The following is a 2,933-nucleotide window of genomic DNA, read 5'->3' as shown; positions in this document are numbered from 1 at the left end:
AGAAGCAGAGAGAGCAGTGCATAGGCGTGGTTGAGGAACACATTCATGCGTTTGTCGTGGGTTTTCCGGTACAATTTTATCTCAGTGATGATGAGCAATACATTCTCAATACCAAATTCAAAGCATCCGGCATGAAAAGCATGTCAGCCTTTTTACGCAAACTGATTTTATATGGATATGTGTATGATGTCGATTACAGTTATTTGCGAAATTATAATACAGAGCTTGGGCGAATCAGCTCCAGTCTGAACCAGATTGCAAAGCGGGTAAACAGTACCGGAAACATCTATCAGGACGATATGAATGAAGTAAAGGAGTTGATAAAGCAATAGATTACATCTGCAACCCCGACAAAACTGATGAACAAATCTATGTTTCATCTTATGCGTGTGTGCCAGAAACAGCAGCGATTGACTTTAAGTACACCCTTGACCATTGCAGGGAGAACAGTCCTAACAAAGCCTACCATCTGATACAGGCTTTTGCTCCGGGAGAAGTCAGTTATGAGGAAACTCACCGCATTGGAAAAGAACTTGCTGACAAGGTTTTAGAAGGGAAATATTCGTATGTCCTCACCACACACATTGATAAAGGACATATTCATAATCACATCATATTTTGTGCTGCTGATAACATCGAGCATAACAAATATCACGACTGCAAACAGTCGTATTACTACATCCGGAAACTAAGTGATGAACTATGCAAAGAGCATAACCTTTCCATCATCATTCCGGGTGGTGAACGTGGTAAAAAATACAAAGAATGGCAATCTGATCAGAATGGCTCTACCTGGAAAACTCAGCTTAGAAGGGACATCAATTTTTGCATCAAGTCAGCTTCCACATATGAAGATTTCTTACTTTTAATGAGAGCCAAAGGATATGAAATCAAAGGAGAATCTTTTGAAGAAAGTGCTGCCAAATACATCTCTTTCCGTCCTCTGGATAAAGAACGTTTTGTCCGTGGCAGTACGAAATCGCTTGGTAAGGAATACACAAAGGAACGTATCCGGGAACGCATCGAAATGAAGCGTGAGCGAAAATCTGTTATTCCGAAAAAAGACTACTCTGCCCGCAGGCTCATTGATACCTCGGATGAAAAATTCCAAAACAGTCCCGGACTCCAACAATGGGCAACTATCGAGAATTTGAAGATTGCTGCACAAAGCTATAATGAAGTTGGTTCTCTCTCCGATCTGACGCATCAGATTACTGTAAAAACCGAAGCCGGAAAATCTGCCAAGCAGAGCGCTGTGAAACTGGAACATCGCATGAAAGACCTTGCAGAAATCATCAAATATGCCGAGCAGTACAAAACCAACCGCTCCTATCACATCGCCTACAAAAAGTCAAAGAACCCAGACGCATATTTCCGCCGATACGAAAGCCAGCTCATTCTATATGGCGGTGCAAGGCGTGTACTTGAGCAGGCAGGGATAAACTTAAAAGGATTGAATGTTGATAAGCTAAAAGCGGAATATCAGGAACTGATGAAAGAGAAAAATGAACTGACTTCCACCTACAAGAAATGTGAAAAAGAGGTTCAATCATTAAACCGAAAACTGGAAAATCTGAATCAATACCTCGGTCAGACACAAGCTGAGCCAGCACATAAACAACCGACAAAAATTTCAGTTTATAATGAAATAGGCAGCTAATCTTCTTAGCTGCCTACCCGCCAATGGAATATTTGGATTCAGGCATTACCCTTGCCTTCCTACGGTCATTCTTATTATATTCTCAAACTAATTTACTATTCCTATAAGAACAGTATTTTATCATATAATTCTTTCCAATTCGCTGGTAATACATTCATCTTATATATATCAATTTTTGTTTTTGAAATAAGTTTTTCTAATTCCTCTGCCAACATATCAGCATCTTTTTGTGATAATATTTTCTTCAATGCATATAATCGTGAATAAAGATTTGTATTATCCGGAAGTACATCTGCACTATCCCTATTATCTGGAATTACCACAGAAGAAGTCATACCAACCACCATAGAATGATGCGCACAATAATTTCTTAGATTTCTAACTGCATCTAACCATGTGTCCATCTGCTTTGTTACTTCTTTTTTATAGTTATTTTGTGAATATGTATAATCTAATACTTCTTTTCTCAAATCACCTCGCAGGTATGAATAAATCATCACCATTGTTCCCATTTCAAAATATGAAAATGCCGCCCAAACAGGTAACACATTATTTTGACGAGTTCCACCTTTCCGGTATTCTTTCAGTTCAGGATGTTTCACTACATCCCTTCTCAGTTTTTCTTCATCATTTATCAACCCTGCGAAAAATTTTGTATGGAAAAATGCAACATTTCTATTTCTGGTTTTTTTATCTTTCTCACTTTTTGTTGGTGTATAATATTGCTTATCCAGATAAAAACCGGCATCTCCAGTCTTTAATGAAACGGCATTAGCTATAGCACTCTTAAAACGAACCTCTGCCTTTTTACAGTATTTGAATAGCAGTAATCTTAATTGTACATCAAAGTCATAAAGGGCAAAGAAAATTTTTGAGTCAGCCTTACTTCCGAACACATTGACTTGTGTTAAAAGATATTTTCCATAACGACTTGCTCTGAAATATCCTGCATATCCAAGGAAATCCCTCATCTTTTTTCTTTGGCGGAAACTTACATATTTTTTCATTAACACAACCTGTGTTTCCAAATCTATTGGTAATTCTGTATTCGGCATCCATTACACCCTCTTTCATAGTAAAAAAAAAGAATGGATATACCATTCTTAATCCCGCCAATGGAATATTTGGATTCGGGCATTACCCCTGCCTTCCTACGGTCTATAACAATACTATCACATACCAGTTAAAATATCAATAATTTATTTTAAAATTGGCACGACAAACGCATGAATGTGTTCCTCAACCACGCCTATGCACTGCTCTCTCTGCTTCT

3 protein-coding genes are annotated in these 2,933 nt (G+C 38.0%); 2 read left to right on the top strand and 1 reads right to left on the bottom strand.

From position 1 onward, the window contains the following. Positions 1 to 41: 41 nt before the first annotated feature. Together ASU35_RS03655 and ASU35_RS03650 are read left to right on the top strand one after the other, a co-directional pair. The gene (locus ASU35_RS03655) at positions 42 to 332 is read left to right on the top strand and encodes a plasmid mobilization protein (RefSeq protein ID WP_058351709.1); all 291 of its coding nucleotides are present in this window, start codon (positions 42 to 44) and stop codon (positions 330 to 332) included. Further along, entirely contained in the window at positions 329 to 1,660 is a 1,332-nt protein-coding gene (locus ASU35_RS03650) for a relaxase/mobilization nuclease domain-containing protein (protein ID WP_058351708.1), read from the top strand. The genes ASU35_RS03655 and ASU35_RS03650 overlap by 4 nt, the downstream gene beginning before the upstream one ends. Positions 1,661 to 1,761: 101 nt before the next feature. On the opposite strand, the gene ASU35_RS03645 is transcribed toward ASU35_RS03650, so the two are convergent. Further along, entirely contained in the window at positions 1,762 to 2,715 is a 954-nt protein-coding gene (locus ASU35_RS03645; protein ID WP_058351707.1) for an Abi family protein, read from the bottom strand. Positions 2,716 to 2,933 lie beyond the last annotated feature (218 nt).

Origin of the sequence: Acetivibrio ethanolgignens (genome assembly GCF_001461035.1) — a bacterium.
In the GTDB taxonomy this organism is placed as follows: Bacteria; Bacillota; Clostridia; order Lachnospirales; family Lachnospiraceae; genus Velocimicrobium; species Velocimicrobium ethanolgignens.
Note: the sequence above shows the minus strand (reverse complement) of the source record. Positions and strands in the feature narration are given on the sequence as shown.